Origin of the sequence: Oribacterium sp. Sow4_G1_1, assembly GCF_052116105.1 — a bacterium.
Classification (GTDB): Bacteria; Bacillota; Clostridia; order Lachnospirales; family Lachnospiraceae; genus Oribacterium.
This window is the reverse complement of the sequence record NZ_JBQKLS010000020.1, coordinates 11,716-37,658: the sequence shown is the minus strand read 5'-3', so window position 1 is coordinate 37,658 and position 25,943 is coordinate 11,716. Positions and strand designations below refer to the sequence as shown.

Annotated in this window: 19 protein-coding genes; 3 read left to right on the top strand and 16 right to left on the bottom strand. The window is 58.6% G+C overall.

Annotation, left to right across the window (positions count from 1 at the left end; genetic code table 11):
- Positions 1–194: 194 nt before the first annotated feature.
- The gene (locus ACTQ52_RS10910) at positions 195–1,073 is read right to left on the bottom strand and encodes a YitT family protein (RefSeq protein WP_441982637.1); all 879 of its coding nucleotides are present in this window, start codon (positions 1,071–1,073) and stop codon (positions 195–197) included.
- Positions 1,074–1,218: 145 nt separating this feature from the next.
- Positions 1,219–2,772 carry a CapA family protein gene (locus ACTQ52_RS10905; protein WP_441982636.1) on the bottom strand — a complete coding sequence of 518 codons (1,554 nt, stop codon included), beginning with the start codon at positions 2,770–2,772 and terminating at the stop codon, positions 1,219–1,221.
- 155 nt (positions 2,773–2,927) lie between these two features.
- On the opposite strand from ACTQ52_RS10905, the gene ACTQ52_RS10900 reads away from it, so the two are divergent.
- Both ACTQ52_RS10900 and ACTQ52_RS10895 read left to right on the top strand, forming a co-directional pair.
- On the top strand, positions 2,928–4,421 hold the full coding sequence (locus tag ACTQ52_RS10900; protein ID WP_441982635.1) for a DNA polymerase Y family protein: 1,494 nt from the start codon (positions 2,928–2,930) through the stop codon (positions 4,419–4,421).
- Positions 4,418–4,732: a hypothetical protein gene (locus tag ACTQ52_RS10895; RefSeq protein ID WP_410043248.1), complete on the top strand. Its 315-nt coding sequence runs from the start codon at positions 4,418–4,420 to the stop codon at positions 4,730–4,732. The genes ACTQ52_RS10900 and ACTQ52_RS10895 overlap by 4 nt, the downstream gene beginning before the upstream one ends.
- Positions 4,733–4,770: 38 nt before the next feature.
- Here ACTQ52_RS10895 and ACTQ52_RS10890 read toward each other — a convergent pair whose 3' ends face one another.
- The 6 genes from ACTQ52_RS10890 to ACTQ52_RS10865 all read right to left on the bottom strand — a co-directional run bounded on the left by ACTQ52_RS10890 (position 4,771) and on the right by ACTQ52_RS10865 (position 11,903).
- The gene (locus ACTQ52_RS10890) at positions 4,771–5,550 is read right to left on the bottom strand and encodes an ABC transporter permease (protein ID WP_410043247.1); all 780 of its coding nucleotides are present in this window, start codon (positions 5,548–5,550) and stop codon (positions 4,771–4,773) included.
- A 21-nt stretch (positions 5,551–5,571) separates the two neighbouring features.
- A complete protein-coding gene (locus ACTQ52_RS10885) occupies positions 5,572–6,729 on the bottom strand; it encodes an ABC transporter substrate-binding protein (protein WP_441982634.1) in 1,158 nt (385 codons plus the stop codon).
- Between the two features lie 60 nt (positions 6,730–6,789).
- The gene (locus ACTQ52_RS10880) at positions 6,790–7,827 is read right to left on the bottom strand and encodes an ABC transporter ATP-binding protein (RefSeq protein WP_441982633.1); all 1,038 of its coding nucleotides are present in this window, start codon (positions 7,825–7,827) and stop codon (positions 6,790–6,792) included.
- A gap of 118 nt (positions 7,828–7,945) precedes the next feature.
- Positions 7,946–8,779 (bottom strand): ABC transporter permease, encoded by an 834-nt coding sequence (locus tag ACTQ52_RS10875; protein WP_410043244.1) that lies wholly within the window; start codon positions 8,777–8,779, stop codon positions 7,946–7,948.
- Positions 8,780–8,997: 218 nt separating this feature from the next.
- Positions 8,998–10,407, bottom strand: coding sequence for an amidohydrolase (locus tag ACTQ52_RS10870; protein ID WP_410043243.1), 1,410 nt, complete (start codon positions 10,405–10,407; stop codon positions 8,998–9,000).
- Positions 10,408–10,565: 158 nt separating this feature from the next.
- Positions 10,566–11,903 carry an amidohydrolase gene (locus ACTQ52_RS10865; RefSeq protein WP_441982632.1) on the bottom strand — a complete coding sequence of 446 codons (1,338 nt, stop codon included), beginning with the start codon at positions 11,901–11,903 and terminating at the stop codon, positions 10,566–10,568.
- Positions 11,904–12,053: 150 nt separating this feature from the next.
- Between ACTQ52_RS10865 and ACTQ52_RS10860 the strand changes: the two genes are divergently transcribed.
- Complete coding sequence (locus ACTQ52_RS10860) at positions 12,054–12,950, top strand: carbohydrate kinase family protein (RefSeq protein WP_410043241.1); 897 nt, start codon at positions 12,054–12,056, stop codon at positions 12,948–12,950.
- Positions 12,951–13,130: 180 nt separating this feature from the next.
- On the opposite strand, the gene ACTQ52_RS10855 is transcribed toward ACTQ52_RS10860, so the two are convergent.
- The 8 genes from ACTQ52_RS10855 to ACTQ52_RS10820 all read right to left on the bottom strand — a co-directional run bounded on the left by ACTQ52_RS10855 (position 13,131) and on the right by ACTQ52_RS10820 (position 25,933).
- Positions 13,131–15,050, bottom strand: a complete 1,920-nt coding sequence (locus ACTQ52_RS10855) for an ABC transporter ATP-binding protein (protein WP_441982631.1) — start codon at positions 15,048–15,050, stop codon at positions 13,131–13,133.
- Positions 15,047–16,966, bottom strand: coding sequence for an ABC transporter ATP-binding protein (locus tag ACTQ52_RS10850; RefSeq protein ID WP_441227311.1), 1,920 nt, complete (start codon positions 16,964–16,966; stop codon positions 15,047–15,049). The genes ACTQ52_RS10855 and ACTQ52_RS10850 overlap by 4 nt, the downstream gene beginning before the upstream one ends.
- A 489-nt stretch (positions 16,967–17,455) precedes the next feature.
- Complete coding sequence (locus tag ACTQ52_RS10845) at positions 17,456–19,840, bottom strand: HD domain-containing phosphohydrolase (protein ID WP_441982630.1); 2,385 nt, start codon at positions 19,838–19,840, stop codon at positions 17,456–17,458.
- 9 nt (positions 19,841–19,849) lie between these two features.
- Positions 19,850–20,197, bottom strand: a complete 348-nt coding sequence (locus ACTQ52_RS10840) for an Hpt domain-containing protein (protein ID WP_441982629.1) — start codon at positions 20,195–20,197, stop codon at positions 19,850–19,852.
- A gap of 297 nt (positions 20,198–20,494) precedes the next feature.
- On the bottom strand, positions 20,495–21,118 hold the full coding sequence (locus ACTQ52_RS10835) for an AAA family ATPase (protein ID WP_441227308.1): 624 nt from the start codon (positions 21,116–21,118) through the stop codon (positions 20,495–20,497).
- Between the two features lie 211 nt (positions 21,119–21,329).
- Positions 21,330–22,016 carry a hypothetical protein gene (locus ACTQ52_RS10830; RefSeq protein ID WP_441227415.1) on the bottom strand — a complete coding sequence of 229 codons (687 nt, stop codon included), beginning with the start codon at positions 22,014–22,016 and terminating at the stop codon, positions 21,330–21,332.
- A gap of 171 nt (positions 22,017–22,187) precedes the next feature.
- Complete coding sequence (locus ACTQ52_RS10825; RefSeq protein WP_441982628.1) at positions 22,188–24,113, bottom strand: ABC transporter ATP-binding protein; 1,926 nt, start codon at positions 24,111–24,113, stop codon at positions 22,188–22,190.
- On the bottom strand, positions 24,113–25,933 hold the full coding sequence (locus ACTQ52_RS10820) for an ABC transporter ATP-binding protein (protein ID WP_441982627.1): 1,821 nt from the start codon (positions 25,931–25,933) through the stop codon (positions 24,113–24,115). Before ACTQ52_RS10820 ends, ACTQ52_RS10825 begins: the two co-directional genes overlap by 1 nt.
- Between the last annotated feature and the right edge of the window lie 10 nt (positions 25,934–25,943).

Genomic DNA, 25,943 nt, shown 5'->3' with positions numbered 1-25,943 from the left:
TTTCCATCGTTTCCGCTCTTTTTCGGCACAAAAAAACTCCACCCCGTGGAATTTACTCCTACAAGGTGGAATTTAGTCTTACAAACTGGAATTAGCTTTTACAACTGACCACACCGGCGCCCCTGCGGTTACTGTTCACTCGTGGCTCGGCAGACAGCAGCCCTGTCTGAACGGTAACACCCAGTGGTAAGCGTTCAGATAGCAGGGGACCCGGATTTCGGTATCGGCTTCTCGCGGGAGAAGCCCTCTCCCATGACCTCGCGGACATCCGAGAGGATCACGAAGGCGTTCGGATCGATTTCATGTACGAGATCCTTCAGGTACGTGATCTCGCGGTTCGACATGATGCTGTAAAGCATCGTCGTTTCCTTACCGGAGTACATACCGATCGCATGCACACCAGTGACACCACGGTCCAGCTTCTGCAGGATGGCATCCGAAATCTGCGTCGGCTCCGACGTGATGATCCAGACCGCCTTCGCGTAATGCATGCCTTCCATCAGGCCGTTCGACACCTTCGTCACGACATAAACAGAGATGATCGCATACAGCGCATGGATACCGCCGAACGCACCGACACCGATAGCGACGATCAACCAGTCGATGACCTGGAGAATCTGCGGGATGCTGTACTGCGGAAACGGAATATGCAGGAGCGCTGCCAGGATATCTGTACCGCCGGTCGTCGCCTGTCCGATAAGGATCAGACCGAAGCCGAGCCCCGAAAGGATACCGCCGAATACAGCTGCCAGCAGCAGCTCACCATCTGGAATCAGACTGACACCAGGCAGTAGCCAGAGGAAAAAGGACAGCATCGCCGCACCATACAGGGTCCTGCCGATAAACTTCACGCCGAGAAACTTCCACGCCGCAAGAAACAGCGGGATGTTGAGCAGAGTATTACTGAGCCACAGCGGCATCCCGATCCAGCTCCGCAGGATGATGCCGAGACCCGTCACACCACCGACGACCAGCTGATTCGGATCATAGATATTTTTACTGCCAATCGCCATCAGCAGCGCGCCCAGCGCAATCAGCATATAATCCCGCATCGGTGTTCGTTTCATCAGCATATCCAGTCCTCCCTGCTCTACACCATCTGTCCATATCCGGTTCAGCACATCATCCCGCGCTTCGGAATCGGCTGTATGTTCACCAGACTCCGTTCATCATAACATATTTGGCATGGCAGATATAGATAATATTTATTCATTCATCTCACGACGCACTGACATATCCATCCGCGTCGATCTTTACGCCGCTGCTGAGACCGCTCATCTTTTCATAAAAGGCGGCGATCTTCTCCGTATCGTCCAGCTTCCGCGTATAGCCGGCGGCAGAAGTACCTGGTATCAAGCGAAGCCGGATGCCCTCGTCATCGACATCTGCCTGCAGCAGTGCGGTGCTCGGAATCGAGCTGCCGAATACGAAATTTCCGAGCGAGTACGCGATCGGCACGCCCTGGTAGTATTCGATGCCCTGCAGGACATGCGGATGTGCGCCAACCACCAGATCTGCACCCGTATCCACAAGTCGGTGCGCGATGCTCTTCTGCACCTCGTTCGGCGTCTCCTCCCGCTCGATGCCCCAGTGCACATAGGCGATGACATAGTCCGCCTGCTGCTTCGCCGCCTTCACTTCCTCCGCGAGCTGTGCACCGCCATCATAGGCTGAAAACATGCCGGCAGAATCCGCGCCCGCCGCCCAGTCCGCCTCCGGATACACACGCGTCGCACCGATAAATGCAAACGTCCGCCCGCTCAGCTCGACGACGTCCGGCTTCCGTGCCTCCACAAGGTTCTTTCCGGCACCCACGTGACGAATCCCTGCATGGTCCAGCGTGTCGATCGTATCGAGCATCGCGTCACGCCCATAGTCAAGTGCATGATTGTTTGCGAGCGTGACGAGGTCGATCCCCATCTCCTGCATCAGCTTCACCTTCTCCGGATGTACACGAAAGGTGAACTGCTTGTCTGGTGCCGGCGTCCCACGCGTACTAAACGGAAATTCTTCATTCGTCATAAAAAAATCCGCCGCCTGAATCTCCGCCTGGTAGCCCTGCGACAGGACACCGTCGATGCCGCCGGCTGCGTCATACGCTTCCAGCACGTGGTCACTGAGATACACATCGCCCGCAAACAGAAGGCGCGTCGCTCCCTTCACAGCTTCCGTCCCCTCTGTTTCGGCATCCCCCGAAGCCCCAGCGCTCCCGGCCGCATCTGCCTCCATCGGATTTTCGATCATAATCGTGGTGTCGTCCGCTCCGCTCTCACTTTCATCGGATTCGGAAACGAACCCATCCATTTCCTTTCCTGTCGAGTCGGCCTCATCTGCACCGGCTTCTTCATTCATACCCGTGGTTTCACTGGAAGCCGTCCGATTTTCTCCTATATTACAGCCATCTGATGGCACACGCTTTTCACTCTCCGGACGGAGCATCATCACGCCCAGCGCCACGATGATGCCGAGCAGAAGGACACTCCACAGCCCGACCCAGCGCTTCGTTCCTCGCATCGCCCCGGCTGCCGGTGCCTGCTGCACTTCTATCGAAGATTCTCTCCGCTGTTCAGTCCTCACCACCTGCTGGTTTTCGGGCTTCCGACGGCTTTTTCCACGTTCACTGCTGGTGTCATCCGCCTGACGGGAAGGTCCCGGGTCCCGGTCACTTGCATGGGCCGAATGCATCTCTATCTCTTCTTTATGCTGCTGTCGCTCTGCACGCGGGCCCTGATATCCCGTCCGCCCGTGCTCTCTCCGATTCTCCTGCTCCATCTAGCTCCCTCTATTTTCCCGCCCTGCGCCGGGCGCTGTTATAAAAATTAATTAGAACATCTGCTCGCTTTTATGATTGACATCCGTTCCGTTCACGGCTATCATAATAAATAGAACAGATGTTTGTCAAGTGTTTCGCGGTAAGAGGTAGGATTATGGAACGGATTATCTTTCATATCGATGTGAATTCTGCGTTTCTCAGCTGGGAGGCGTGCTATCGGATCCACCATCTCGGTGGCACGCTCGATCTCCGCACGATTCCGAGTGCGGTGGGCGGCGACCAGAGTAAGCGCCACGGGATCATCCTCACGAAGTCGATTCCGGCGAAGAAATATCATATTAAGACCGGCGAGCCCATCGTGGACGCGCGGCGGAAGTGCCCGGAGCTCGTCATCGTCCCGCCGAACTACACGCTCTACAGCCACGCGAGCCGGGCGATGATCGAGATTCTCGAGGAGTACACAGACATCATCGAGAAGTACAGCATCGACGAGGCCTTCCTCGACATGACGGGCACGCCCTGGCTTCAGGACCGCGCACTGCTGCTCCGCCATACTGCACCAGGGCCGTCCCCGGTCGATGCCTCTACCGACCATACCGTACTCGTCCCTTCATCCACTCCATCCGACAGGCAGCGGGCGACAGGCTCCACAAACACGCTCGAAGACCGCATCCGTACCTTCGATGCGATTCTTCTGCCGGCGGAGATCGATGCCACCTGGCAGAGCGAGGTCGAGCATCGAGCGGTACTGCTGGCCTGGCAGCTGAAGGAGCGGATCCGAGAGGAGCTCGGCTTCACGGTGAACATCGGCATCTCGAGTAACAAACTGCTTGCGAAGATGGCCTCCGACTTCCAGAAGCCGGATCAGGTGCATACCCTCTGGCCGTCTGAAATCGAGCATAAGATGTGGCCGCTCCCCGTGGAGGAGCTCTTCTATGTCGGCTACGCGACGGCCCCGAAGCTGCATCGCCTGGGCATCCATACCATCGGTGCGCTCGCGCAGTTCGACCCGGACATACTCTATCACCGCATGAAGTCGCATGGACTTCTGGTACGGCAGTTCGCCTGCGGCATCGACGACAGTCCGGTCATCCCACAGCTCATGGAGGCCCCGCCGAAGGGCTATGGAAACTCCTGCACGACCATCCATGACGTGACGGACCGACAGGAGGCCTACTGGCATCTTCTCTCCCTCGCAGAGACGGTTTCCCAGCGCATCCGTGCCGATGAGGTTCGTGTCAGCTGTGTGGATATCAGCATTCGCGACAGCGAGCTTCGCTTCTACGGGCATCAGAAGCAGCTCCGCTCACCGACGGACCTGACGCTGGAAATCTACGATGCCGCATGTCGCTGCTTCGATGAGCTGTGGACCGGTTACCCGATCCGCCACCTGGGCATCCACACCAGTAAGGTGAGCCACGCTGTCGGCCGACAGGTGGACCTCTTCGACCGCTACGACTATGGGAAGCTGCGCCAGGCCGAGTGCGCCGTCGATGAAATCCGTACCCGCTATGGAAACGACGCGATCAAGCGCGCCCGCTTCGTTTCCGCCCCCGGCTGCGCGGATCCGTACGCCATCGACCACATGAACGGCGGTATCTCCCGCGAGCGGCGAACGGTGGACTACAATAAGGAAACAATATTATGACCGGTTTCACTGCCATCAGTGATGTGCTCCCGCACATCGACAGCGGCACCCGTAAGGGCCGACCATACCCCATCGCCGTCAAGAGCTGGTTCACCAGCTCCGGTACGATCATCCCGCTTTCCTTCAAGTTCGAAGGAGACGACGGCGAGATCCATTACATCCAGAACATCCATGTGAAGTCCTCCGAGGAGAAGCACTACGCAGGTATCCCCAGCCGGGATTTCAGCTGCACCGCCGTCCTCGGCGGCCTGGAGCAGAGCTTCCGCTTGGTCTACTATCCCGCCGAAAGCAAATGGGTGATGATCATGTGATCACCACCCATTTCCGATTCTTGTTCAGTTTTCGATGCTTACACCACCGACTTCAGTCCGAGGGTCTTCTCGATCAGGAGCATGATGCCGAGGGTGATGACCATCATGAGGGTCGCGAGGGCGGCGATGGTCGGGTCGAAGTGATACTCTACGTAGCTCATCATCTCGATCGGGAGTACATTGACGCCCGGGCCGGTCAGGAAGGCCGACAGCGATACATTGTTAAAGGAGTTGATCATCGCCATGATCGAGGCCGACGCGATGGCGGATTTGATGTTTGGCAGGATGATATGGAAGAAGGAATACACCTTCGTCGCACCCAGACTGCCGGCTGCTTCCTCGATCGCGAAGTCGAAGTTCGCGAGGCTCGCGGTCACCACACGCATGACGTATGGAATACCGAGCAGGGTGTGGCCGATCAGAAGACTCGGCATCACTGGAAGCTTCAGCACATTGACAACATAACGGAGCATGACGAAACCGAGTACGACGACCGGAACCAGCACCGGTGACAGGAAGACGGTCTTGATGGCTTCCTTGCCGCGGAACGAATAGCGGTTCAGCGCATAGGCCGCCGGCAGTCCGAGTACCAGGGCGAGCAGGGTCGACACGATCGCGACGATCACCGAGGTCTGTGCTGCGGAGATGAAGGATTTCATCGTCAGCACCTGTGCATACCACTTCAGTGTGAATCCATGGCCCGGGAACGTCAGATAATTCGTGTCACTGAAGGAGGCCGCCATGATAATCAGGAGCGGTCCGATCAGAAAGACGTATACCAGGATGGTGATCAGCAGCAGGGCTTTGTTCTTTTTCATTTCTTCATCTCCAATTTATTATTACTGAACTGAGAACAGCTCGTTCCAGCGGTTGATCCAGTCCGCCTTCTTCTCCGTGATGAGGGACCAGTCCGGAAGAACCAGGCTGTCGACCATCTCCTGGCCATAGGTGAAGTTTGCAGCCTGCTCCTCGGTGAGCTCAACCTCGGTATTTACCGGAGCGTCGACACCGTCGAGTGCATCGGCCAGCTGTACGTCCTTGGAAAGGTAGAAGTTGATGAACGCCTCCGCGAGCTCCTTGTTCTTGCAGTCCTTCGTGATGTTCAGCATGTTGAAGCAGGCGAAGTTACCCTCGCTCGGACTTACCCATACATAGTCCGGGTTTGCCTGCTTCGCAGTGGTGTAGCTGTAGTCGAGGAGGGCCGCAACGGAAGCCTCACCCTGGTTCAGCATGGTGATGGTGTCGTTGGCAGAAGTCCAGGTCTTTACGACATTTGGCTTCAGCTCCTCGAGCTTTGCGAAGATGGCGTCATCGTCCTGACCCGGGGTCAGACCGAAGGCAGCTGCGGTTGCATAGTAGAACAGCACACCGGAGGTGGTGGTGATATCCGGAACAGCGATGCAGTCCTTCAGCTCCGGATTCCAGAGGTCTGCGAAGCTCTTGATCTCTACGTCGATCATTGACGGATCATAGACGATACCGAGACGGTTGAAGGTGTACGCCGGGCCGTACTCCTCGCCCATCGGTGCCTTCGCGGCATCATAGATGGAATCGAGGTTCGCGATCTTCGAACGATCGATGTTCCCGAGGATACCGTCATTTCCAAGCTGTGCTGCGAAGGAATCGCTGATGACGACCACATCGTAGTTCTCCGGAGACTCCTCGATCTTCGTTACACGCTCTGCGTTCTTACCGGTCTCTACGACGAGCTTCGCGCCGGTCTGCTCCATGAACGGATCATAAATGTTCTTCTGAAGAAGCTCTGCGTTGAACGAGAAGGTCGAGATGGTCAGGGTCTGGCCGGCGAAGTCCTGGGCAGCAGACGCGTCTGCAGTCTCTCCCGCAGCAGCGGTGGTCTCAGCAGCTGAAGTCTCAGCAGCGGCTGTAGTCTCAGCAGCGGCAGCGGTGGTTGTAGCGGTGTTGTTCGATGAACCGCACGCAGCGATGGTGGTGCTCAGCATAGCAGCTGCAAGCACAAGGGATAATGTCTTTCTCATAATTTCCTCCACTAGATGATGATATATCAAGCGCCTTATACGTAGCGCCGAACGACGAATTTATACCATAACGATCTTATGCGTGTCGAGGGAAAGCGTGATGTTCTCTCCCACGTCGAAGAGACGGTCGTTCGAGGTGTTGACGATGAGCTCGCCGAGGGCGGTCTCCACGTTATACTGCATGCGCTTGCCGAGATAGGTACGCACACCAACCTTACCGGAGACAGCATTGGCGACATCCTCTCCCGCGGCCGCAACGAGGATGTCATCCGGACGGATGCAGGCGCGGGTCGTGTCACGGCCCTCCTTCGGATGTGCGATCTCGAGAACGCTGCCGTCGGCCGCTGTCCAGCGCGTGCCCTCACTGTGCTTGAGATCGATGAAGTTCTCGAATCCGACGAAGTGCGCGATGAACTCGGTCTTCGGGTGAGTGTAGATCTCCTCCGGGCGATCCAGCTGCTCGATCACGCCGTGGTTCATGATCGCGACCTTATCACTGATCGCGAAGCACTCCTCCTGGTCATGGGTGACGTAGATCGCGGTGAAGCCGAGCTCCTGCTGCAGCTTACGGATCTCAACACGCATCTGCACACGGAGCTTCGCGTCGAGGTTACTGAGCGGCTCGTCGAAGAGCATGAGATCCGGCTCGATAACCATCGCACGGGCGAGGGCTACACGCTGACGCTGTCCGCCAGACATCTCCTTCGGCAGGCGCTTCTCGAAGCCGTCGAGGTCGACCGTGTGGAGCATCTTCATCACGCGCTCCTGGATCTCTGCCTCCGGCAGATTGCGGCGACGCAGACCGAACGCGACGTTCTCGAAGATGTTCATGTGCGGGAACAGCGCATAGCTCTGGAACACGAAACCGAAGTTCCGCTTATGCAGCGGCACATGGGTGTAGTCCTTTCCGTTGAAAAGGATGTCGCCCTGCATCGGCTCAGAGAAGCCGCCGATCAGGCGGAGCGTCGTGGTTTTACCACAGCCGCTGGAGCCGAGGAGGCTGACCAGCTCGCCCTTCTCGACTTTCAGGTTAAGGTCCTTCAGAATGATGTTCTTTCCATATCCTGCGGTGATATTTCTTAACTCAAGTAATGACACGGTATTTCCTCCTTCAGGAAACGAGTGGCTGCATCGACCTTTTCTTATGCCAATGCAGGCGACCTTCATCAGATGGCTCGGACGCCCGGACTTCGCCGGTGCCGAAGTTTTTTCTTCATCAGGCGAGCGGGTTCACCTTGCGGCTCACACCATTCACGATCGTGGAGACGATCATCGTGACGACGATCATGACGACCGCAACGACGGAAGCATTGACCCAGTCACCGAGACTCATCGCATACTGATAGATCATGGTCGAGAGCACACGGGTGTCGGTGCCACCGAGGAGTTGCGGCGTGGTGTACGCGGTGATGCAGCCGGTGAACACGAGCACGGAGCCAGTGACGAGACCGGATACGCTCAGCGGCAGGGTGACGCGCAGGAAGCTGCCGAGCTTCGTGGAGCCGAGGCTTTCGGCGGCGAGCGTCAGGTCCTCCGGGATGCTCTCGATCACGCCGATCAGCGACAGGATCATGAGCGGGAGGAAGAGCTGTATGAAACCGATGGTGATGGAAAATTCGTTATAGAGAAGGCCCTGCGGCTTCGCGAAGAGTCCGATCGCCACCAGGAACCGGTTGACGATGCCCTTCTTTCCGAGGATGACCATCCAGCTGAAGGAGCGGATGACCGGGCTCGTGAACATCGGGAAGACGGCGAAAGCCATCAGCATGCCCTTGTTCTTCGCGAATTTCGCGATGTAGTAAGCCGCCGGATAGCCGAGCAGCGCACACAGGATGGTGCTCAGGATACTCAGCTTCAGGCTGCGGAGGAACACCTGCTGGAAGTAGGTGCTCTGAAGTACCGTCGCGTAGGCGGACATAGAGAAATCCCCCTGGTCTGGAAATACTGTAGTGAGCAGCAGTGAACACAGCGGGATGAGCATGAACACCACCAGGAACAGCACGCCCGGCAGGATCATGAAAAACCAGATATTCTTCTTGAAAAGTTGCACGATTACCCTCCAGTCGACGACCTCCTCGCAAAGGCCGCGGGTTTCCTCTTTCGCTTCGGTGATGCATCAGCCCTCTTCGATCAGCCGCGCCAGCCCTCGATCAGGCGATGTTCGTAAACTCGAAGCAAAAGATTTGTAAATAAGTAAACGGAGTACTTTAAAACAACGTTATTTATAACATAGGTAGCGCGCGGATTCAAACCTATTTTTGTACATTATCAAATAATATCGCTGTACTTCTCCGCGGCGGCCATAAACGGCTTCATTTTTTCCACGAGCTGTGCGCGGATCTCCGCGAGGTCGAGCGTCGTGAGCTCTCCGTGGCGAACGACCATCCGGCCGTTTGCGAACACCGTGTCGACGTCGGCCGCGTTCGCGGCGTAGGCCAATGCTGAGAACGGGTTGTACACCGGGAACATATGGGCAGCCTCGGTCGAAACGAGCGTGAGGTCGGCGGCCATCCCCGGGGCGAGGTAACCGTAGTCCGTGCCATGCAGTACTTCGGCACCACCGCGGGTCGCCGCGCGGACGATGGTCCGGGCCGGGAAGAGCGAGCGATCATGGTTCGCCGTCTTCTGGGCATTCGGGAGCATCCGCATCTGGTCAAACATCGACAGCGTGTTACCGGAGGACGGGCCGTCCGTGCCGAGGCCGAAGCCGACGCCGAGCTGACGTGCCCGCTCCATCGGGGCCACCCCCTTGCCGGCCTTCGTGTTGCTGCAGATGCAGTGGGCGATGCCGGCGCCGCGGCGCTTCATAAGCTGCAGGTCCTCTTCGGTCATGTGGATGCAGTGCGCCGCGAGCGTATGCTCGTCCAACGCGCCGATCGAATCGAGGAAGGCGGTCGGGGTCATGCCCATCGCGCGGAAATGCTCCATTTCGTAGTCCATCTCGGAGGCATGCAGGGTGAAGATCGTGTCGTACTTCACCGCAAGCTCATGCGCCTCGCGAAGCTTCTCCGGTGACAGGGTCGTCGTGCCATGCGGCGCGATGATCGGGTGGATGCGTGGATGCCGCGCCCCGTGATACTCCGCGAAGAAGTCCTTCTGATAGGCGAAGCCACCATACGCTTCGTCCGGGCTGTCGCAGGTTTTCTGTCCGATCAGGGTCTCACCGAGGTAGCCGCGGATGCCGGCCTGCTCGCAGGCCTCCGCAACGCGATCCTCGAAGTAGTACATATCGAGGAAGGTCGTAGTGCCTGAGAGGAACATCTCCGCGATGCCGTAGAGCGCGCCCCAGTAGACGAGTTCCGGTGTCATCGCCTCGAGCTCCAGCGGGAACAGGAAGCGGCGCAGTCGGTCCGGGCAGTCGTCGCCCATCGAACGAAACGGCACCATCGACACATGGCAGTGCGTGTTTACGAAGCCCGGCAGCAGGATGCCGCCCGCCCCGTCGATCACCTCGTCCGCCACCGCTTCCGCCTGCTGCAGGTTCTCGATCGGCTGGGCAGCGGCGTTTGTCTGTGCTGAAGCTACCGTACGATCGTCGAGCGAGGTCTCCGTCTGCTTCTGTTCTTCTTCACCGAGCGCGGCGATCTTCTCGCCGTCGATGAGGAGCCAGCCGTCGTGAAGCACGCGGTCGGCGTCATCCATCGTCAGGATGGTCACATTTTTAATCAGTGTTTTCATATCGTAAGAAGCCTTTCTTTTTTCGCATTCATCTCTTTCACCAGTGACGGATGCCCGGAATTCCGGAAATCTTTCATCGCACTTCCGCCGGTCGAACTCGATTCGGCCCGCCATCGGATGAGCGGCCGAGGCATTGGCCGCAGGCAGATGCCTCGGCGTCACGCACGACCGGCGAGGTCGTAGACGATCGCGCTGAACAGGGTGATGCCGCGCGCGAGCACCTGCTCGTCGAAATCGAAGCGGACGGTGTGCTGCTCGCTCGCCATGTCGGTCATGGTGCGCATGTAGGTCGCCTGGCCGCCGTGGCTCTGGACGCGGTTCATCATCAGGGAGATGTCTTCGGAGCCCCAGTTCTGCGCGTTCGGGGTGGAGCTCACGCGGTACTGCGGGAGTTCCGTCCGCACGAGCGTCGCGATGCGCTGCCAGAGCGCTTCGTCACTGTGCTGTGACTCGCCGCGGCCTTCGATCTTCATCTCGCAGCGGCAGCCATGCATCGTGGCGGCACCCTGACAGATCTGCTCCGCCTGCTGCATCATGTATTCATTGATCTCGGTCGTCTCGCCGCGCACCTCGATCTCCATCTTCGCACGGTCCGGGATGACGTTGCGCCCCGTGCCTGCGTGGAACGTCCCGACGTTCACGCGGGTAATGCCGGCGGAGTGGCGCGGGATCGCGTAGAGTCCGAGGCTCGCCTGGGCTGCCGCGAGGAGCGCATTCTGTCCGCGCTCCGGGAAGCCGCCTGCGTGGGCTGCCGTGCCGGTATAATAGACGTCGTACTTCGTGTTTGCGAGAGAGCCGTAGGTGCCCGGCGTGACGTCGCCGTCGTCAAGCGCGCCGGTCGGCGCGATGTGATTTCCGATCAGGTAGTCGACGTCGTCGAGGTGTCCGTGGGCCACGATAGCCGCAGCGCCGCGGCCGCCCTCCTCGCCCGGCTGAAAAATCAGCTTGATCGTGCCATGAAGTGCGTCGCTATGCTTCATGAGAAGCTCCGCCACGCCGAGGCCGATCGTCGCATGCGCGTCATGGCCACAGGCGTGCATCATACCTGCATTGACACTGGCGAAGCCCTCGCGGGTCGGGCGATGCGTCGACTCCGGGCACTCGACCATGCCGAGCGCGTCGATGTCAAAGCGAAGCGCCACCACCGGGCCTGGGCCGCAGTCGAGGATGGCGATCGCGCCAGTGAAGCCCTCGCGGAGATCCGGCGTCAGCTCCTCTTCCGTCACGCCCTGCTGCAGCACCGCCTCTGCGTGCGCCGCCATGATGTCTGCGTCCGGGAGCCCGAGCCGCGCGGATGCGAGGCAGACCTCGCGCCCCGTCAACACCTGATAGCCGAGCGCGCGGAGCCGCCGCACGATGATCGCCGTCGTCCGCATCTCGAGCCAGCCCGTCTCCGGATGCCGGTGAAGATCACGCCGCAGCGCCACCGAACGCGCCTGCATCGCCGACGCCTCCGCCGCAAATTCCTGGTAGATGCTGTTCTTATCTATTTCCATGATTACTCCTTGTGTGTTCTGTATATCCTGTATAGCCCGCGTGCTAATGTCATGGCAGGTATAAAACTCTGTATTGCGAGAACTCCCTCATGTGAAGTAGTATAGTAAACGCAGGCAGAAAATGCCACCCTGAAATCATGGAGGAATATTATGAAACGACTTCTCATCATCGGCTCCACCTGTGTGGATGTGATTCTCCGACTCGACCACCTGCCGACAACCGGCGAGGACATGCATCCGGTGCAGCGCTTCGCGATGGGCGGCTGCGCGTTCAACGTGGCGCAGGTACCGAAGGCCTATGATGTCGATCTTCGCTTCGTGACGCCGATCGGCGACCACGGCGTGTTCAGCGACTTCGTGCGCGCGCATCTCGACAATGCAGGCTTCCGGGGGCCAATCACCGTCCCGGATAGTGAAAATGGCTGCTGCTACTGCCTCGTGGAGCGAAGCGGCGAGCGCACCTTCCTCTCCGTCCACGGGATCGAGTACAGCTTCCATGCGGAGTACATGGATGCCTTCGCGGGCGAGCGCTTCGACTATACCTACATCTGCGGACTCGAGGTCGAGGAAACGACCGGTGGCGAGCTCGTGGCCTGGCTCGAGGCGCATCCGGACATCGCCGGCACCGTCGTGTATGCACCGGGCCCGCGCGGCATCGAGGTCGACACGGATCGTACGGAACGCATCCTTGGGATGCACCCGATCCTTCACCTGAACGAGCAGGAAGCGCAGGCCCTCGCCGGGATGAGCGGTAGCGAGGATCGCGTTCTCGCCGCGGCGCAGGTGCTGCACGCGAAGACCGGAAACATGGTCATCGTGACACGCGGTGCCGACGGCGTCCTCTGGATCTCTGCGGATGGCTCCGTGCACAGCGCACCATCCGTGCCATCGACCGTCGTCGATACCATCGGTGCTGGCGACTCGCACTGCGGTGCGGTCCTCACCGGCCTCACACTCGGCTGGACCGAGGAAGACACCATGCGCTTCGCAAACCAGATTGCTTCCGAAGTCGTCGCCCAGGAAGGCGGCGCGTACATCCGCCGCTGACCTAAGTTTATGGGGTCTGACCCCATTAAATTTTTCTAAACAAAATCTAAACTGAAGTTTATGGGGTCAGACCCCCTTACGAAATTCTTAAGACGAAAGCGGCGGCAGTCTGGAATCGCCGCACAATAAAAACAGAGGATGTCGCGCGAGCGACATCCTCTGTTTTTAACTTTATCAAGATCACTCCAGCTCGAAGGCGCCGGTGTACAGCTGGTAGTAGCTGCCGCGGGCGGCGATGAGCTCGTCGTGGGAGCCGCGTTCGATGATGCGGCCATGGTCGAGGACCATGATGACGTCGGAGTTCTGCACGGTGCTGAGGCGGTGGGCGATGACGAAGACGGTGCGTCCGGCCATGAGGGCGTCCATGCCCTTCTGCACTACGGCCTCGGTGTGGGTATCGATGGAGGAGGTGGCCTCATCCATGATCATAACCGGCGGATCGGCGACGGCGGCACGCGCGATGGAGAGCAGCTGGCGCTGGCCCTGCGAGAGGTTCGCGCCGTTTGCGATCAGCATCGTGTCGTAGCCCTTCGGCAGTCGACGAATGAAGCTGTCCGCACCGGCGAGCTTCGCAGCTGCCATACACTCCTCATCCGAAGCATCGAGCTTTCCGTAGCGGATGTTCTCCATGACCGTACCCGTGAAGAGCACGGTATCCTGCAGGATGATGCCAAGGGACTTTCGAAGGGACGCCTTCTCGATATCCTGGATATCGATGCCGTCGTAGGTGATGGTGCCCTTCTGAATCTCGTAGAAACGATTGATGAGGTTCGTGATGGTCGTCTTACCGGCACCGGTGGCACCGACGAACGCAACCTTCTGACCCGGACGGGCGTAGACATTGACCTCGTGCAGTACCGTGTGCTCTCCGTCGTAGGAGAAATCCACATCCTTCAGGACGACGTCACCCTCGAGGCGCTTATACGTCACGCTGCCGTCCGCCTCGACCTTCTTCCAGGCCCACTGCTCGGTGCGCTCACTGCACTCCTCGATCTGCCCGTTCCGCTCCTGACAGCGCACGAGCGTCACCGTGCCCTCATCCTTCTCCGGCTGCTGATCCATCAGCGCGAAGATACGACGCGCACCCGCGAGACCCATGACGATCGCATTGATCTGCTGCGAGATACCGCCGATCTGGCCGGCGAACTGCCGCTCCATGTTGAGGAACGGCACGGTGATGCTGATGCTGAGGGCCATACCGCTCAGGCTCAGGTTCGGCACCTTCAGGAAGAGCAGCACGCCGCCGGCGAACGCCAGCACGACATAGAGCATGTTTCCGATATTGCCGAGGATCGGCATCAGGGTATTCGCGTAGCGGTTCGCCTTCTCCGACACCGCGAAAAGCTCGTCGTTAATCCGGTCGAAGTCGCGCTTCGCCGCATCCTCGTGGTTGAAGACCTTCACGACCTTCTGACCATTCATCATCTCCTCGATAAAGCCCTCGGTCTGTGCAACCGCCGCCTGCTGCTTCACGAAGTAGCGTCCGGAGCTGCCACCGACCTTCTTCACGACCTTCGTCATGACGACAATGCCGCCGACCACGAGGATCGTGAGCCAGATGCTGTAGTACAGCATGAGCGAGAAAACGGTGACGAGGATGATACCCGAGTTCAGGAGCTGCGGGATCGACTGTGAAATCATCTGGCGCAGCGCATCGACGTCGTTCGTGTAGTAGGACATGATGTCGCCGTGCTCGTTGTGGTCGAAGTACGAAATCGGCAGCTTCTGCATACCGTCAAACATCTTCGTACGGATTTTCTTAAGCGAGCCCTGCGTGATCACCGCCATGCACTGGTTGTAGGTGGTGCCCGCGATGAGCGACAGCACATAGAGGACCGCCAGCGTCAGCACGAGGCTCAGGATCCGGGCGGACACACCGGCCCAGTCACCGCTCTGCCAGTTCTGCTCGATCAGCGCGATGATGCGCTGCTGGAACAGGGACGGGATCGCCGTGATGATCGCATTCACGAGGATGCACGCGAGCGTAAACGGCAGCAGCACCGGATAAAACGAAAAGATCATCCGGATCAGCCGTCCGAGGGTCCCGTCCTTCAGCACCGTCTTATCGACCGGGCCGCGCATATTTCTGTTTCCCTTCATCGCTGCTCTCCTCCTTTCGCCTCTTTTGCCAATGTTTCCGGCTTCACATCGTCACGCAGCTGCGCACTTCCGCCTGCTTCTGCCAATGCTTCCGGCTTCACACCGTCGCGCTGCGCGAGTTCTGCTGCCATCGCCTCCGGGGTGGCCACGACACGTACAGGGTCGACTGCATTGGCCTCTTCCGAGGTTTTATTCTGGCTGTAGTAGATGTCCTGGTACATCGCGTTGCGGCTGAGGAGCTCCTCGTGGGTGCCGATGTCCGCGATGCGGCCGCCCTCCATGATGAGGATGCGGTCGGCGTCCTGGACGGAGGACACACGCTGCGCGATGATGATCTTCGTGGTCTCCGGGATGAAATCGCGGAAGCCCTTACGGATCAAGGCGTCGGTCTTCGTGTCGACCGCGGAGGTGGAGTCGTCGAGGATCAGCACCTTCGGCTTCTTCAGGATCGCACGGGCGATGCAGAGACGCTGCTTCTGACCACCAGAGACGTTGGTACCACCCTGGGTGATGAAGGTGTCGTACTTGTTCGGGAAGGTCTGGACGAACTCGTCCGCCTGGGCGAGCTGACATGCGGCGACGAGCTCTTCGTCACTCGCCTGCGGGTTGCCCCAGCGGAGGTTCTCCGCGATGGTGCCGGAGAAGAGGACGTTCTTCTGAAGCACGACAGCGACCTGATCACGCAGGAGCTTGAGGTCGTACTTTCGTACGTCGACACCGCCGACCAGCACCTCGCCCTCGCTTGCGTCATAGAGACGGGAAATCAGCTGGATGAGCGAGGACTTCGAGGAGCCGGTACCGCCCATGATGCCGATGGTTTCACCTGATTTAATATGAAGATCGATGTCCGAGAGGACGTAATTCTCAGCATTGGCCTGATACTTGAAGCTCACGTGGTCGAAATCGATGGAGCCATCCTTCACCACGGTCACCGGGGAGGCCGGATTCGTGAGGGTGCTCGTCTCGTTCAGGACCTCAGCGATACGCTCGGCAGACTCGGCCGACATGGTCACCATGACGAAAATCATGCTGAGCATCATGAGGGACATGAGGATCTGGAAGCTGTAGGTCAGGAGCGAGGAGAACTGTCCGACGTCGAGGTCGGCACCGTGGCTCGTGATGATCGTGTAGGAGCCGAAGCTCAGGACGAAGAGCATGACGGTGTAGATACAGAACTGCATCAGCGGGTTGTTCAGCGCGAGGAAGCGCTCAGCCTTCGTGAAGTCGCGCTGGACGTCGGTCGCGGCGCGGTCGAACTTCTGCATCTCGAAATCCTCACGAACGAAGGACTTCACGACGCGCATGCCGTTGATGTTTTCCTGCACGGAGTCGTTCAGACGGTCATACTTCCGGAAAACGCGGCGGAAGATCGGCATAACCGTGCGGATGATGACGGCGAGGCCGACGCCGAGGATCGGGATGACCGCGACGAAGATCCAGGCCATGCGTCCACCCATGAGAAAGGCAGCGGCGAAGGAGAAAATCAGCATCGCCGGCGCACGGAAGCCGAGTCGGATCAGCATCATGTAGGCCTGCTGCAGGTTCTGGATATCCGTGGTCATACGGGTGACGAGGGAGCTCGTCTGGAAGTGGTCGATGTTTTCGAAGGAAAAGTCCTGAATCTTATAGAAGAGGTCTTTTCTTAAGTTGCGCGCGAAGCCGGTGGATGCGGTCGCGCAGTTGTTGCCGGCCGCGACGCCGGAAAGAAGTGACAGGGTTGCCAGCACGAGCAGCACGATACCGTACTTCCCGATGGTGCCCATGCCGGCGCCATCCTTGATCTGGTTGATCAGCATCGCCGTCACAAACGGAATGGCGGTTTCGATCAGTGACTCGATCAGCACGAACAGCGGCGCGCGCAGGCTCGGCCCCTTAAACTCGCGGATGGATTTCGAGAGCGTCTTGATAACGTCCATAAATTCCTCCTGTAGATGTAAACGATAGGCGGCGAAAAGCAGTGTATGATTCCCCGTCGGCTCTGTACCTGATCAACATTCAGGGAGTCCGGGGTTCTACGTATGATGCCCGCAGCCGACCCTATACCCCCGGCGCAGGAATCACGAGGCGCTGGTGCATGGAATGCAGCGAGCGCCTGAAGACGCCGGTTTCATCCCGGACGCCTCTCTTCCATATATAGTATACGCTGAAAACATCTGCTTTTCGCGAAACTTTACTATATTAAAACATTGCGTGCAACAATTCAACGACTTCACAAAAAGTTCAGATTCAGGCGCGGCCTTACGCCACCGGCGCTCCCATCTTAAGAATTTCGTAAGGGGGTCTGACCCCATAAACTGAAACTTTAGATTTTGTTTAGAAAAATTTAATGGGGTCAGACCCCATGACGGGACCCCCTTACGGCGGAAAAACCGGAGCGCAGTGCCCGGTTTTTCCTGTGATTACATTTAATTATCGAGCTGATGCTCGTGATTATACGCCTGCTTCTGCGCATACATGCGGAGGTCCGCCTGGCGGATCGCCTCGGTGATCGGGTGTACGCCCGTCACACCACCGATCGAGATCGAGAGGCGAAGCTCCGGATAATCCGCGATACGGATGTTCTCGACCGCCGCCGAAATCTCCTGCATCTTCCGCTCGAGGATCTCCTCGCTCATCTTCGGGAAGAGGAGCAGGAACTCATCCCCGCCGTAGCGGATCAGGATGTCGGTCTTTCGTATGCAGTCCTTGATGGCGCGCGCGATCTCCCGCAGCACAGCATCTCCCGCAGGGTGCCCGAAGGAGTCATTGACCTGCTTGAAGCGGTTCGCGTCGATGATGGCGATGGATTCCATGCCCTCGAGGTGCGCGCGGTAGTTCTCATAGTAGCGGCGCGAGTAGGTGTCCGTCACCGGATCCAGGAAGAGGTCCATGTTCCCGTCGTGATTCCGATCGAGGAGCAGACGTGTGCCGTTCGCGTCGATCCAGCGGCCCTCGTCGAGGCGGCTTAGGAGCTCGAGCACGCACGGCGTACCGTTCAGGTTCAGGTACTTTGACACCACGAAGTACATATCGGTGCTCGTGAACTCCAGCTTGTTGAGCGTCGATTTCTGCGCATAGGCCCGCGCCGAGATACAGTTCGCACAGACGCCCTCGTTGTTCCAGAAGGCGGCGCAGTGCTGCTTCGAGTGCCGGAGCACGCCCGCCTCGTCGAGATCGAGCACTTCATAGGTCGTCGGATCGATGAGACGCACGGTGTCAAAGACGGACTGCAGGCAGCGGATATTCTGAAGGACGACCGGTGAGGGCGAATCCAGCGGACCGCCCTGGGACGGAAATTCCTTCTCTTCCTTCATCTGCGGGTCCAGCAGCTGGCCGACCGCCGCGATGTAGTGATCCGGTCGGAAATCCGACCAGAGTGTACGCACCCGGAGATCGCACCAGTGGTACTCGTTGCCGACCGGGAAGAGGATGCTGAGGGCGAACTCCGGATTCTCCTTCGTCGTCGCATCCATCGCATCCCGCAGACGCTTGAAGTCATGCTGACTGAGATAGCGGAAATCGTTCACACGCGTGACGTTCTTCACGCTGTGACGGTACTGTGGCGGCTCGTTCCAGTTCGTCACATCCGCAAGGCGTGACACCGCATCGTACTCGAACTGGATACCACCGCTGGTGGATGCGAAGAAGTCGATCCGCTCCTGCATGGTCGCGAGGAGGTTCTGTACACGGTCGTTCTTCGGGAGGTCCGCATGCGCGAGAATTTCCTCTGACAGACGGTTCAGCTCGAAGCGGTATGGCATCGCATCTCCGTTCACTCCCGTCACGATACGAATCTGCGGGGCGGTCTCCGTCAGGCACTCCAGCAGCAGCGGGTTGAAGGCACCACACTCACCGTTCAGGATCATGTTGATCGCAGTCGTGTGGTCGTACGCCTTCTTATAGCAGCGCTCGCTCGTGAGCGCATCGTATACATCCGCGATCGCTACGATCTGGGCGGAGATCGGGATCTCCTCTCCCATCAGACCATCCGGGTAGCCATGCCCGTCCCAGCGCTCGTGGTGCCAGCGGCAGATCTCCAGCGCATAGCGGTACAGCGGCTTATCCTGGCCGTACTTCATCTGCTCCAGGATCTGTGCACCCGCGGTGGAGTGTGTCTTCATAATCTCAAACTCTTCCTTCGTGAGCTTCCCCGGTTTGTTCAGGATTTCCTCCGGAATCGTGATTTTTCCGATGTCGTGGAGGGACGACGCGGTCATGATCAGCGCGATGTCCTCCTCACTGAGATGATAGGCCTTCGTCTTCTGCACGAGCTGATGCAGCAGGAGCTCCGTGATGCGACGGATGTTCCGGATATGGTCGCCGCTCTCGTGGTTTCGGATCTCGACGACGTTACTGAGGATACTCACCATCAGGGTGTTGTTCTCCTCTTTTTCTGCGATCTGGTCCGACACGAGACGCATGAGGCGCTTCTGATTCACGTACAGATTCAGCGTATTCTCCACGCGCCGACGCACGATGTAGACATTGAACGGCCGCGGGATGTAGTCGGTGACGCCGAGCGAATAGGCGTGCTCCATCGACTCCACGGACTCCTCCGCGGTGATCATGATGACCGGAACCTCCTCGATCCAGTGGTAGCGGTTCATCTCCTCGAGCACCTCGAAGCCGTTCATCTCCGGCATGTTGATGTCGAGCAGAATCAGATCGATGGACACGTTTTTCTCCAGGATCCGAAGTGCCTCGCGCCCATCCGCAGCCTCGACGTAATCGTACTGATCACCTAGCATGTCGCTCAGCATCATGCGATTCATCTCCGCATCGTCTACAATGAGTATTGTCTGACGTTCCATGAAATCTCCTTAGTCGACCTGGCGCAGCGCTGCGACGGTCTTCTCGTACTCTGCGACCACCTGCTCGTACAGCGGTTCGTAGCCATCCATGCGACGGCCGCGCAGGAGCTCCGTGAGCTCGATCGACGGCTTCGCGAGCCGTGTGAAGCCGAGTGTCAGGCAGAGGCCCTTCAGCGTATGCGCTGCGCGGAATGCATCCTCAACTGCGCCATCCTTCAGTGCTGCGGTCAGCTGCTCCATGCTCTTGTCGTCCAGAAACTTCAGCGCGAACTTCTTCACCAACGCCGGATTCGGGATGCGGTGTGATACATCCTCGTAATCCGCCCCCATCGCCTGATAACACTCTTCAATCGTCATGATTTATCCCCCTATTAAAAAAATAAATATTTCGGAACAGACAGGACTATTTCGTCCCTATGCTGCCAAATTCGTACCTCTCAGCCATCATAAAAATAAGTACACTCAAGAGGCCTCTTTCCTCCCTGATTCCCCTCAGGTCCGAAAGCGCCTCTTCATGTTTACGAAGGTTTAGTTTTATGAATCTAATATTACAGAAAATGCCAGAGAATACAAGCGAATTTACGGGTTTACCTGCCTGGTTTACATTATTTTTTGTTATAGCGGCGATAGTTCATGTAACGCTCCCGGAGGGCTTCACTCCTCTGCCGGCTTCGGTGTTTTCTCCACCTCGTCGTCCTGGCAGATGTGGTAGATGATGTCGACACAGTGATCGATACCGAGGGAGCCACTGTCGAGGGTCAGGTCGTAGTTCTGGCACTTGCCCCACTCCTGCTCGGTGTAGTAGCGATAGTTGAACTTACGCTTCTTATCCATGTCCTTCAGCATCTTGTCGGTGTTCTCCGGCTCCTTATAGATCTCGGTGATTCTGTGCTTCCGCTTCTCGAGATCCGCATGGATGAAGACATTGAGCACATCCGTACGATCACGCAGGATGTAGTCCGCACAGCGTCCGACGATCACGCACGGTCCCTTCGCGACGAGATCGAGGATGACCTCTCGCTGCTTCGCCCAGAGATAATCCTCCGGACTCATACCGTAGCTGTTTCGCGCCGAGAAGGAATACTCGATCCAGTTGCGGGCGCTTGCATACTCGCCCTGTTTCTTCACATAATCCTCTGCGAAGCCCGTCTTAAACGCGGTCTGCTCGATGATTTCCTTATCATACAGTGGGATGCCCAGCTTATCCGCAAGCTTGCGGCCGACCTCACGTCCACCGGAACCATATTCTCTCGAAATCGTAACGTAATTAATCTTCATAGTCTGCCCTCCTGGATGATTTCGATCGAGTCATCTCGATTGATCTACCCTTATTTTATCATCTGAATTTCATTTTTTCAAACGATTCGGAAATAATTTCCGGCATAATTTCCAGCAGGTGTCCTTTTTACAGACTATACACGCAAATCCTATTTTTAAAATTGTGTATACGAAATACCCTTTTGTGTATATCCACTCCAGCCGTTCCAGATTATCCTCTGAAAACCTTCGCTTCTACCGCCAATTTCCAGACGAAATACAGCGCCCAGCTCATGGCGAAGCCGAGAACGACGTCGATGATCGAGTGCTGGCGGATGAAGAGCGTCGCGATGCAGATCAGCGCCGCGATGATCGTCTCGAGATTCTTCATGCGCGGACGGATATAGCTGCACTGCCGCACGACGATGTCGATGGCGATGGTACTCGACACATGCATGCTCGGGCAGACGTTCCGCGGCGGGTCGATCGAGCGCAGCCACTGCACGCCGAGCGAGAAAAGATCGCTGCCCGTCAGCGACTCCCGCAGCGCGAGTCCATTCGGCCAGACCGTGTACACGACCATGCAGATCGTGTAGCCGCCGAAGAGGATGAAGCAGAGCTTCAGAAAATCGCGGCGCGTTCCGTAGAACAGGAAAAACACGAGCGCGCCCGGAAACAGCAGCCACCAGATCGCGTACGGCACAAAAAACGCAGGAATCGTCGGGATCATCCGGTCGAGCGGCGTCTCGATGATGTGCACCGCCTCCGCCGGCACCGCCCGCATTTGCAGCATGCCGAAGTACAGGATGTACACCGGCAGGTACAGGAGCCACAGCGCATAGCGGTGTGTGCCAATGTAGCCGACCGGGTCGCGCATCGCCTCCCGGATCGGTGCGAATATATCTTTACGTGCTTTCATAAATCGTCCAGCTCCTTTTTATCTGAAATCATATTTTTCCTATACTACCACATTTTCCTGTACGTGCCCAATTTCAAAAAGGAGTGTCTCCCATCGGAAGGCACTCCTTTTTAAGTTTCATGTTGATATATCTACCCGGTATTTCATTACGCAGGTATCGCGCGGTTCTTCTCAGCTCGCAGCGAACTGTGCGTTATACAGGCTCGCGTAGAAGCCACCACGTGCGAGGAGCGCGTCGTGCGTTCCCTGCTCGACGATATTACCGTCGCGCATCACGAGGATGAGGTCGGCGTTTCGGATCGTCGAGAGGCGGTGCGCCACGATGAACGAGGTGCGGCCCTCCATCATGCGGTCGAAGGCATGCTGGATGTGAAGCTCAGTGCGCGTATCGATGGACGAGGTCGCCTCGTCGAGGATGAGCATCGGCGGCAGGCGCAGCATCAGACGCGCGATACAGAGCAGCTGCTTCTGGCCCTGGCTCAGTGCGCCGCCGTCCTCGCCGAGCACGGTATCGTAGCCCTGCGGCATGCGGCGGATGAACTTGTCACAGTGCGCCCGGCGCGCGGCCTCCTCGATCTCCTCCATGGTCGCCTCCGGCTTGCCGTACGCGATGTTGTCGCGGATCGACGCCGATTTCAGCCAGGTCTCCTGCAGCACCATACCGAAGTTCGCGCGCAGACTCTCCCGCGTCACCTTCCGGTGATCGAGTCCGTCCACGAGGATCGCGCCCTGGTCCGCCTCATAGAAACGCATCAGGAGGTTGATGAGCGTCGACTTGCCGCAGCCCGTCGGTCCGACGATCGCCACGGTCTCGCCCGGCTTCACGTGCACGTTGATGTCCGTGAGCAGCTTCTTCGTCTTGTCGTACGAGAACCACAGATGCTCGATGTCGACCGCACCGCGTACGCCGCCAATGTCTCCGCCGCTCAGATCATCACCACCCGCGGCGTTTGCGACCGCGTGCAGCTGTGCAGCTGCAGCTGAAGTGCTGGCCTGCGCCGCGGTCATTTCTCCGTCAGATGCAGCCGAAGCGCTCGTTTCATGCGCAGCGCCGGCTGACGCACCACCCAGTACCACGGCGTCCGCCGCGTCCGGTTCCATCGCCGGCTCGTCGATGACCTCGAAGACACGACTCGCGGACGCGATGGCGTTCTGGAGCTCCGTCACGACACCGGAGATTTCATTGAACGGCTTCGTGTACTGGTTCGCGTAGCTCAGGAACGACACGAGCTGTCCGACCGAGATGAAGGCCCGTATCGCCATCACCGCACCACTCATGCCGACCGCCGCATAGACGATCGAGTTCACGCAGCGGGTCGCCGGATTCACGAGCGACGACACGAAGGTCGCCTTGAAGCTGTAGTCGGACAGGGTTTCATTGATCTTCTCAAACTCCGCCTGTGCCTCATCCTCATGCCCGAAGGCCTTCACGACCTTCAGATTTCCGATCATCTCTTCCGTGAAGGCCGTGATCTCGCCGCGGCTCTCCGACTGATGCCGGAAGAAAGTATAGGTGTGCTTCGCGATCTGGCCCGCCACCACGAAGCTGAGCGGGGTCAGCAGGATGACGAGCAGCGTGATGAACGGCTCGATTGAAAGCATGAACACGAGGGTGCCGAGGATGGTCAGCACGCCCGTAAACAGCTGAGTGAAGCCCATCAGCAGGCCCTGCGAGAACTGATCGATGTCCGTGATCACGCGGCTCGTGAGGTCGCCCGCCGGGTGCGCGTCGAGGTAGCTGACCGGCAGCTCCTCGATGTGGTTGAAGGCCTTCGTACGGATGTCCTGCACCACGCGGAAGGTCACGACGTTGTTGATGTGGTTCATGACCCACTGCGCAAACGCCGTCACGAGGATCATGAAGCCCATGCGCTCGAGGATCTGCAGGAGTGTCGTCCAGTCGACCTCCCCAGGACCTACGATCGTGTCGACCGCCTGTCCGGTCAGGATCGGGATGTAGAGCGTCAGCACCACGGTCACCGTCGCGAGCAGGATGCTGAGGATCACGTGACCGCGATAGTTCTGGATATAATGCAGGATACGCCGGATGGTCTTCGCGTCATCCGCGGTCATCTTTCTCGGTTTTCCCTTCGCCATCACTGCACCTCCTTTCCTTCGTTCTGTGCTTCGGCCAATGCCGTTTTCTCCACATCGTCACTGCGCTCGGCTTCGGCCTGACTCAGCTGTGACAGGCAGATCTCGTGGTAGACCGGGCAGCTCCGGTAGAGCTCGGCGTGGGTGCCGATGCCGGCCACCTGACCGTCGTCGAGGACGATGATCTGATCAGAATTTCGAACGGTCGAGACACGCTGCGAGATGAGGAACACGGTCATGTTCTCGGTGTCGCTCTTGATCGCCTTCCGAAGTGCGGCATCCGTCGCAAAATCGAGCGCGGACGCGGAGTCGTCGAGGATCAGGATCTCCGGGCGACGCACGAGCGCACGCGCGATCGCGAGTCGCTGCTTCTGTCCACCGGAGAAGTTCCGGCCCTCCTGCTCGACCTCGAGCTCGAGGCCCTCGCCCTTCTGCTCCACGAAATCGTAGGCCTGCGCGGTCTTCAGCGCGGCGTAGATCTCATCATCCGTCGCATCCGGCTTCCCCCACTGCATGTTCGAGCGGAGCGTCCCGCGGAACAGTACGGAGCGCTGCGGCACGAGACCGATCTTCGCACGCAGCGTCTCGAGCGCATAGTCCCGGACATTCTGTCCCGAGACGAGCACCTCGCCCGCTGTCGCATCGTAGAAGCGCGGGATCAGGTTGATGAGCGTCGTCTTGCCGGCGCCGGTACCGCCAATCACGCCGATCGTCTGGCCCGGCATCGCGCGGAAGCTGATGTCGCGGAGCGCATCCTCGGCCCCCTCGGTGTAGGCAAATGCCGCCTGCCGAAACTCGACCGCCGGCACCCTGCTTCGCTGGTCATCACTACGCGGCGCAGTGACTGCGCTGTGGGCGGAAGCATTGGCATCCGAGACCGCCGGCTGCAGCGCGAAGATGCCGTCGATGCGGTTCATGCTGGCCCTGGCGCGGGTGATCTGGATGATGAGATTCGCGAGCTTGATGAGCTCGACGAGGATCTGCGACATGTAATTCACGAGTGCGACGAGGCCGCCCTGGGTGAGCGCGCCCTCATAGACGAAGCCGCCGCCGCGATAGATGAGGTAGACGACGGCGAGGTTGATGATGACGTAGGTCACCGGATTCAGCAGCGTGGAGATACGACCGACACTGACCTGCATTTGGGTGAGGCGCTCGTTCTCGCGACGAAACTCATCGATCTCCGAGGCCTGGCGGTTGAAGGCACGGACCACGCGGACGCCGAGGAGATTCTCGCGGGTCGTCTTCATGATACGGTCGAGCTGGCCCTGGTTCGCGCGGTACATCGGCGCGGTCGTCAGGATGATGCCGAAGACGACGCAGAAGAGGATCAGGATGGTCACCGCGAAGATGAGCCCGGAGCGGACACTGATCGTGAAGGCCATGACCATGGCACCGAAGACGATGAACGGCGAGCGCATGAAAAGGCGAAGCGCCATGTTGACACCGCTCTCGACGGCATTGATGTCGGAGGTCATGCGCGTGATCAGGGTGCTGGTGCCGAGCGTATCGATCTCACGGTAGCCGAGCGTGTTGATGTGCCGGAAGAGGTCGTTGCGCAGGCCCTTTCCGGTATGGATCGCGACCTTCGCGGCGAAGAACTGCGCGGTAAAGGAGCACAGGAGGCCGATCGCGGCGAGCGCGAGCAACAGGCCGCCCATGCGAAAGACATAGCCGAGGTTTCCGCTTCGGATGCCGCGATCGATCATACTCGAGATGACGAGCGGCACGAAGAGGTCGAAGCACGCCTCGAGGCACTTGAACAGCGGCGCCAGGACGGCGCGGACCCGGTAGTCCCGGATATAAGTCAGTAAACGTTTCATAAATACTCCC

Excerpts from the sequence above, each read along its gene's own strand:
- ACTQ52_RS10845 (WP_441982630.1), bottom strand. The coding sequence starts at position 19,840 with ATGGAACGTCAGACAATACTCATTGTAGACGATGCGGAGATGAATCGC.
- ACTQ52_RS10895 (WP_410043248.1), top strand. The coding sequence starts at position 4,418 with ATGACCGGTTTCACTGCCATCAGTGATGTGCTCCCGCACATCGACAGC.
- ACTQ52_RS10830 (WP_441227415.1), bottom strand. The coding sequence starts at position 22,016 with ATGAAAGCACGTAAAGATATATTCGCACCGATCCGGGAGGCGATGCGC.
- ACTQ52_RS10835 (WP_441227308.1), bottom strand. The coding sequence starts at position 21,118 with ATGAAGATTAATTACGTTACGATTTCGAGAGAATATGGTTCCGGTGGA.
- ACTQ52_RS10820 (WP_441982627.1), bottom strand. The coding sequence starts at position 25,933 with ATGAAACGTTTACTGACTTATATCCGGGACTACCGGGTCCGCGCCGTC.
- ACTQ52_RS10850 (WP_441227311.1), bottom strand. The coding sequence starts at position 16,966 with ATGGACGTTATCAAGACGCTCTCGAAATCCATCCGCGAGTTTAAGGGG.
- ACTQ52_RS10855 (WP_441982631.1), bottom strand. The coding sequence starts at position 15,050 with ATGAAGGGAAACAGAAATATGCGCGGCCCGGTCGATAAGACGGTGCTG.
- ACTQ52_RS10860 (WP_410043241.1), top strand. The coding sequence starts at position 12,054 with ATGAAACGACTTCTCATCATCGGCTCCACCTGTGTGGATGTGATTCTC.
- ACTQ52_RS10905 (WP_441982636.1), bottom strand. The coding sequence starts at position 2,772 with ATGGAGCAGGAGAATCGGAGAGAGCACGGGCGGACGGGATATCAGGGC.
- ACTQ52_RS10825 (WP_441982628.1), bottom strand. The coding sequence starts at position 24,113 with ATGGCGAAGGGAAAACCGAGAAAGATGACCGCGGATGACGCGAAGACC.
- ACTQ52_RS10900 (WP_441982635.1), top strand. The coding sequence starts at position 2,928 with ATGGAACGGATTATCTTTCATATCGATGTGAATTCTGCGTTTCTCAGC.
- ACTQ52_RS10885 (WP_441982634.1), bottom strand. The coding sequence starts at position 6,729 with ATGAGAAAGACATTATCCCTTGTGCTTGCAGCTGCTATGCTGAGCACC.
- ACTQ52_RS10865 (WP_441982632.1), bottom strand. The coding sequence starts at position 11,903 with ATGGAAATAGATAAGAACAGCATCTACCAGGAATTTGCGGCGGAGGCG.
- ACTQ52_RS10890 (WP_410043247.1), bottom strand. The coding sequence starts at position 5,550 with ATGAAAAAGAACAAAGCCCTGCTGCTGATCACCATCCTGGTATACGTC.
- ACTQ52_RS10910 (WP_441982637.1), bottom strand. The coding sequence starts at position 1,073 with ATGCTGATGAAACGAACACCGATGCGGGATTATATGCTGATTGCGCTG.
- ACTQ52_RS10870 (WP_410043243.1), bottom strand. The coding sequence starts at position 10,407 with ATGAAAACACTGATTAAAAATGTGACCATCCTGACGATGGATGACGCC.
- ACTQ52_RS10840 (WP_441982629.1), bottom strand. The coding sequence starts at position 20,197 with ATGACGATTGAAGAGTGTTATCAGGCGATGGGGGCGGATTACGAGGAT.